5 protein-coding genes are annotated in these 6,483 nt (G+C 52.7%); 1 reads left to right on the top strand and 4 read right to left on the bottom strand.

From position 1 onward, the window contains the following. Positions 1 to 106: 106 nt before the first annotated feature. From hemG to pepQ, 4 genes are read right to left on the bottom strand one after another with little or no spacing between them, the layout of a single operon-like run. A complete protein-coding gene (gene hemG / locus A31E_RS03205) occupies positions 107 to 652 on the bottom strand; it encodes a menaquinone-dependent protoporphyrinogen IX dehydrogenase (RefSeq protein ID WP_000853977.1) in 546 nt (181 codons plus the stop codon). An 11-nt stretch (positions 653 to 663) separates the two neighbouring features. Then, positions 664 to 2,115, bottom strand: coding sequence for a Trk system potassium transporter TrkH (gene trkH / locus A31E_RS03210; protein WP_016249458.1), 1,452 nt, complete (start codon positions 2,113 to 2,115; stop codon positions 664 to 666). Positions 2,116 to 2,153: 38 nt separating this feature from the next. After that, a complete protein-coding gene (locus tag A31E_RS03215) occupies positions 2,154 to 2,768 on the bottom strand; it encodes an IMPACT family protein (RefSeq protein ID WP_001517360.1) in 615 nt (204 codons plus the stop codon). Continuing rightward, positions 2,768 to 4,099 (bottom strand): Xaa-Pro dipeptidase, encoded by a 1,332-nt coding sequence (pepQ, locus tag A31E_RS03220; protein ID WP_001517361.1) that lies wholly within the window; start codon positions 4,097 to 4,099, stop codon positions 2,768 to 2,770. Before pepQ ends, A31E_RS03215 begins: the two co-directional genes overlap by 1 nt. 188 nt (positions 4,100 to 4,287) lie before the next feature. Here pepQ and fadB point away from each other — a divergent pair, with 188 nt between their 5' ends. After that, entirely contained in the window at positions 4,288 to 6,477 is a 2,190-nt protein-coding gene (fadB, locus tag A31E_RS03225) for a fatty acid oxidation complex subunit alpha FadB (RefSeq protein WP_016249457.1), read from the top strand. Positions 6,478 to 6,483 lie beyond the last annotated feature (6 nt).

Below are 6,483 nucleotides of genomic sequence, written 5' to 3'. Positions count from 1 at the left end.
TTGCCGTTGTTCCGTGTCAGTGGTGGCGCATTATAGGGAGTTATTCCGGCCTGACAAGAGGAAATTTAAAATAATTTTCCGAATGCGTGTTTTTTATTCTTTATGCTTATTTCATCATCGGTTTGTTGGTTAAATGGGCGATTTCTCGGGCAAAATTCGCTACCTGTTCCCAATCGGTATAGACAACTTCTTTGCGCGTATCCGTTTCTCCGCCAGACATCTTCATAATCAGCTTGATCATAAAGCGGTCGTACCAACGGTAGCGTGGATAACGCAGCGCCCCAGCGATAACCGCGCAGCGATCGGGACGCCATTGTGAATTCATCAAAAACTTCCGCGCGTAGCTGTTGGTCTGCACAGTACGCTTCTCCGGTTTGCGCGCCACCAGGTTCACCGAGTAAAAGGCGCTCGGCATGGAGTTCAGGCGTGTGGCATGCGTTTTGACAAACTCCTGGAACGCAGAATGGTAATGACCGTAGCGAATAGATGCACCAATTACCACGCAGTCGTAGTTTTCCCATTCTGGTTCTTCGGTGCGATGCAAGTTGACAACATCCGCCTGGCTCCCCAGTTCTTTCAATTCCGAAGCCAGATACGAGGCAATCTCGCGCGTTTGTCCATCCCTTGTTGAGAAAAGAATTAATGTTTTCACGTATTACTCCATCATTCACGCCAGAAAGTCGGGGTAAAGAGCACCAGCAATGTAAAGACCTCGAGACGACCAAATAGCATATTGGCAATCAGGATCCATTTAGCCACCGGATTCATGCTGGTAAAGTTATCAGCAACCACACCAAGCCCTGGCCCCAGGTTATTCAATGTCGCAACAACCGACGCAAAGGCAGAAAAGTCATCCACGCCAGTGGCGATAATCGCCAGCATACTGACAATAAAAACTAACGCATAAGCAGAGAAGAATCCCCACACGGCTTCAAGGATGCGTTCCGGCAATGCGCGGTTCCCTAGCTTAATGCTATAAACAGCATTCGGATGCACCAGACGTTTCAGCTCACGGTTCCCCTGTTTGAACAACAGCAGAATGCGGATCACTTTCAGGCCACCGCCCGTTGACCCGGCGCAACCACCGATAAATGCAGAGCACAACAGTAGTACCGGCAAAAAGAGCGGCCAGCGGGCAATGCTGTCGGTCGTAAACCCGGCGGTCGTCGCCATCGACACTACCTGGAAAAATGCCTGGTTAATCGTCATCAGCGCCGAACTGTAGACATTATGAAACCACAGTACGAGTGTACAAATAACCACCAGCGTAAACTGTACGCCGATAAACATGCGAAATTCCGGATCGCGCCAGTAAACCTTCAGACTACGCCCACTTAACAGCGAGAAGTGCAGACCGTAGTTACAGCCGGAGATCAGCAAGAAAATAGCAATAATAGTGTTAATGGTCGGGCTATCGAAATAGCCAACACTAGCATCATGTGTCGAGAAACCACCAATAGAGATTGTCGCAAAGCTATGACCGATGGCATCAAAGGCATCCATTCCAGCAAACCACAGCGCCAGCGCACAGGCGACGGTCAACAGAACATAAATCAACCACAAAGTTTTTGCCGTTTCCGCAATACGCGGGCGCATTTTGTTATCTTTCAGCGGGCCGGGCATTTCCGCGCGATAGAGCTGCATTCCACCTACACCGAGAATAGGCAGTATCGCGACTGCTAACACGATGATCCCCATCCCGCCAAACCATTGCAGCATCTGGCGATAAAAGAGGATGGCATGAGGGAGTGAGTCCAACCCCACCAGCGTCGTTGCGCCTGTGGTGGTCAGACCGGAGAAGGATTCAAAAAACGCATCTGTAATGGTGAGGTTCGGGCTTTCCGAGAAGATAAAAGGGAGCGCACCGACACTACCCAGCACGGTCCAGAACAGCACCACAATCAGAAACCCTTCGCGGGATTTCAGCTCGCCCTTCTCTTTACGGTTCGGCCACCACAGCATGGAGCCAATCGCGAGGGCGACAAAAAAGGTCTGGGTAAATGCGCGGCCCGCCCCATCCCGGTAGATGAGCGCTACCAGCCCAGGGATAATCATGGTCCCTGAAAATAAGATGACCAGTAGTCCAACGATTCGGGTTATAGCGCGAAAATGCATCTCTGCCGCTTCCTTAGTTCTGCAAAATGAAGTGGGGATTATTCTTCAATCGCTAACAATTGCAATGAACCACGGCTAAAATCCGCCAGCTTTGCGGAAAATTCAGCCACTTTCGCCGCCGGAAGCGCCACCCGCAGCAGAACGAATGCCTGATAATCGCTGGTAATAACTTTGCCGTCACACTGCCCCAGCAACGCTTCAATACCGGTTAACTGACTATATTCACATTGCAAAGTATATTCGGTTAATGGCGTCTTGCGTTGGGTCGTTAGCTGGCGCAGTGCCTGATTCACGCCGCCGCCATAAGCTTTCACTAACCCACCGGTGCCCAGCAATATGCCGCCGTAGTAGCGCACCACCACGGCGGTAATTTCCCCGACGCCGCTGCCCATCAGTTGGGCGAGCATCGGTTTACCTGCCGTTCCCGCCGGTTCACCGTCATCGGAGAAGCCCAGTTGTTGTGAATCGTCAGGCGCCCCCGCCACCCACGCCACGCAATGGTGGCGAGCATCGGGGTGTTCTGCCCGTACTGATTCAACAAACGCTTTCGCCGCCTCGACGCCATCGGTATGTGCCAACAGCGTAATGAAGCGGCTTTTTTTGATCTCTTCAACGACCGTGACCGGTGCCGCAGGAATTAACCAGCTTTCCATCACGCCAGCTTCAAATCCCGGGTCATGTTTTCCACGTTATTTTCGTGGATCACCACGTTGTCTTCGATACGAATGCCGCCGAACGGTTTCAGTGCTTCAATTTTCTGCCAGTTGAAGTGTTTGCTGAACTGCCCTTCACGCCACGGAGCCAGCAGCGATTCGATGAAGTAGATACCCGGTTCGATGGTTAACACCATCCCCGGCTGGAGAATACGAGTGCAGCGCAGGTACGGATATTTTGCCGGTGCCGCGAGATGCGTACCACTATCATCCTGCATAAAACCGGCTACGTCATGCACCTGCAGGCCAAGCGGATGCCCGATACCGTGCGGCATAAACGGCCCGGTAAGATCGTTTTCGACCATCGCTTCTTCACTCATATCAGTGATGATTTGGTGTTTACGCAACAGTTTAGCGATGCGCTGATGGAACTGGATGTGGTAATCCACATAGCTGACACCCGCCTTCATGGTGGCGATCAGCGCCAGTTGTTCATCATTAACGTCTTTCACCAGTTGCGCATAGTCATTGTCGCTTTTTGCCGACCAGGTACGAGTCAGGTCAGCCGCATAGCCGTTATATTCGGCCCCGGCGTCCAGCAGGAAGCTGCGCATCTCTTCCGGCGCCTGATGATCCAGTTTGGTGTAATGCAACACCGCAGCATGTTCGTTAAGCGCCACAATGTTGCTGTAAGGTACGTCGGTATCACGATGGCCGGTCGCGGTCAGGTAGGCGATGTTGATATCGAACTCGCTCATACCGGAACGGAAGGCTTCTTCTGCCGCGCGATGACCATTGACCGCCATTTTCTGCGCTTCACGCATACAGGTCAGTTCGTACTCGGTTTTGAAAGAACGGTAGTAATGCAGGTAGTCAATGACCCCTTTCGGGTTGATGTTGCTGGCCTCAATGCCCAGTTGCAGCGCACGTTCCGGCACCGGACCAATATAACCGATATTGCCGCGCGCGGCAGGCAGTTGGCTACCAATACCATCAGCTTTCGGCAGCGCGATCACTTCCACATCTTCAGTCCAGAAGGAGGTCGGCAGCGGTTCAACGTTGTGCCAGTAATCAACCGGCAGATAAAACCACAGTTTCGGTTTGTTCACGCCATCCACCAGCAACCAGCAGTTTGGCACCTGAGTTACCGGCACCCATGCTTTGAATTGCGGGTTCACTTTAAACGGATAGGGATGATCGTCGAGAAAAACGTTGAACAGCTCGCCAGAGTGAATAAGTAATGCATCCAGCTTGAAGCGCGCCAGCGCATCGCGAGTCCGTTCTTGCAAGGTAGCTATATGATTTTTATAAAGCGAGGCCAGTGATTCCATTTTTTACCCTTCTGTTTTTTGACCTTAAGTCTCCGCATCTTAGCACAACGTTCATACAGAGCGTGATTTCTGCCGAGCGTGATCAGAACGGCATTTCTTTAATCTTTTATTTGCATATTTTTAACATAAAACACACACTTCAAGCCATCTGGTACGACCAGATCACCTTGCGGATTCAGGAGACTGACATGCTTTACAAAGGCGACACCCTGTACCTTGACTGGCTGGAAGATGGCATTGCCGAACTGGTGTTCGATGCCCCAGGCTCAGTTAATAAACTCGACACTGCAACCGTCGCCAGCCTCGGTGAGGCCATCGGCGTGCTGGAACAACAATCAGATTTAAAAGGGCTGCTGCTGCGTTCGAACAAAGCAGCCTTTATTGTCGGTGCCGATATCACCGAATTTTTATCGCTGTTTCTCGTTCCGGAAGAACAGTTAAGCCAGTGGCTGCATTTTGCCAATAGCGTGTTTAATCGACTGGAAGATCTGCCGGTGCCGACCATTGCCGCGGTCAACGGCTACGCGCTGGGCGGTGGCTGCGAATGCGTGCTGGCGACCGATTATCGTCTGGCGACGCCGGATCTGCGTATCGGGTTGCCGGAAACCAAACTTGGCATCATGCCGGGCTTTGGCGGCTCCGTGCGTATGCCACGAATGCTGGGCGCTGACAGTGCGCTGGAAATCATTGCCGCCGGTAAAGATGTCGGGGCCGAACAGGCGCTGAAAATCGGTCTGGTTGATGGCGTAGTCAAAGCAGAAAAACTACTTGAAGGCGCGATGGCAATTTTACGCCAGGCCATTAACGGCGACCTCGACTGGAAAGCGAAACGTCAGCCGAAGCTGGAACCGCTGAAACTTAGCAAGATTGAAGCCACCATGAGCTTCACCATCGCTAAAGGGATGGTCGCACAAACAGCGGGGAAACATTACCCGGCCCCCATCACCGCAGTAAAAACCATTGAAGCCGCCGCCCGTTTTGGTCGTGAAGAAGCCTTAAACCTGGAAAACAAAAGCTTTGTTCCGCTGGCGCACACCAAAGAAGCCCGCGCACTGGTCGGCATTTTCCTTAACGATCAATATGTAAAAGGCAAAGCGAAAAAACTTACCCAAGACGTTGAAACACCGAAACAGGCCGCTGTACTGGGCGCGGGCATTATGGGGGGCGGCATTGCTTATCAGTCCGCGTGGAAAGGCGTGCCGGTTGTCATGAAAGATATCAACGACAAGTCGTTAACCCTCGGCATGACCGAAGCCGCGAAACTGCTGAACAAGCAGCTTGAGCGCGGCAAGATCGATGGTCTGAAACTGGCTGGCGTGATCTCCACGATTCACCCAACGCTCGACTACGCCGGGTTTGACCGCGTGGATATTGTGGTAGAAGCGGTTGTTGAAAACCCGAAAGTGAAAAAAGCCGTGCTGGCAGAAACTGAGCAGAAAGTACGTCCGGATACCGTGCTGGCTTCTAACACTTCAACCATTCCTATCAGCGAACTGGCCAACGCGCTGGAACGCCCGGAAAATTTCTGCGGGATGCACTTCTTTAACCCGGTGCACCGGATGCCGTTGGTAGAAATTATTCGCGGTGAGAAAAGCTCCGACGAAACCATCGCAAAAGTTGTCGCCTGGGCAAGCAAGATGGGCAAGACGCCGATCGTAGTTAACGACTGCCCGGGCTTCTTCGTTAACCGCGTGCTGTTCCCGTACTTCGCTGGTTTCAGCCAGTTACTACGTGACGGCGCGGATTTCCGCAAGATCGACAAGGTGATGGAAAAACAGTTTGGCTGGCCGATGGGTCCGGCATACCTGCTGGATGTCGTGGGGATTGATACCGCGCATCACGCCCAGGCAGTGATGGCAGCGGGCTTCCCGCAGCGGATGCAAAAAGATTATCGCGACGCCATCGATTCATTGTTTGATGCCAACCGCTTTGGTCAGAAGAATTGTCTCGGTTTCTGGCGCTATAAAGAAGACAGCAAAGGCAAGCCGAAGAAAGAAGAAGATTCCGCCGTTGACGGCCTGCTGGCAGAAGTCAGCCAGCCAAAGCGTGATTTCAGCGAGGAAGAGATTATCGCCCGCATGATGATCCCGATGGTCAACGAAGTGGTGCGCTGCCTGGAAGAAGGCATTATCGCCACTCCGGCAGAAGCGGATATGGCGCTGGTCTACGGCCTGGGCTTCCCTCCGTTCCACGGCGGCGCGTTCCGCTGGCTGGACACCCTCGGCAGCGCGAAATATCTCGATATGGCGCAGCAATATCAGCACCTCGGCCCACTGTATGAAGTGCCGGAAGGTCTGCGTAATAAAGCGCGCCATAACGAACCATACTATCCCCCGGTTGAGCCAGCCCGTCCGGTTGGCGACCTGAAAACGGCTTAAGGAGTC

This window comes from Escherichia sp. KTE159 (assembly GCF_000408805.1).
GTDB classification, from domain to species: domain Bacteria; phylum Pseudomonadota; class Gammaproteobacteria; order Enterobacterales; family Enterobacteriaceae; genus Escherichia; species Escherichia marmotae.
Note: the sequence above shows the minus strand (reverse complement) of the source record. Positions and strands in the feature narration are given on the sequence as shown.

Coding starts and splice junctions, on each gene's coding strand:
- trkH (WP_016249458.1), bottom strand. CDS start 2,115: ATGCATTTTCGCGCTATAACCCGAATCGTTGGACTACTGGTCATCTTA.
- fadB (WP_016249457.1), top strand. CDS start 4,288: ATGCTTTACAAAGGCGACACCCTGTACCTTGACTGGCTGGAAGATGGC.
- pepQ (WP_001517361.1), bottom strand. CDS start 4,099: ATGGAATCACTGGCCTCGCTTTATAAAAATCATATAGCTACCTTGCAA.
- A31E_RS03215 (WP_001517360.1), bottom strand. CDS start 2,768: ATGGAAAGCTGGTTAATTCCTGCGGCACCGGTCACGGTCGTTGAAGAG.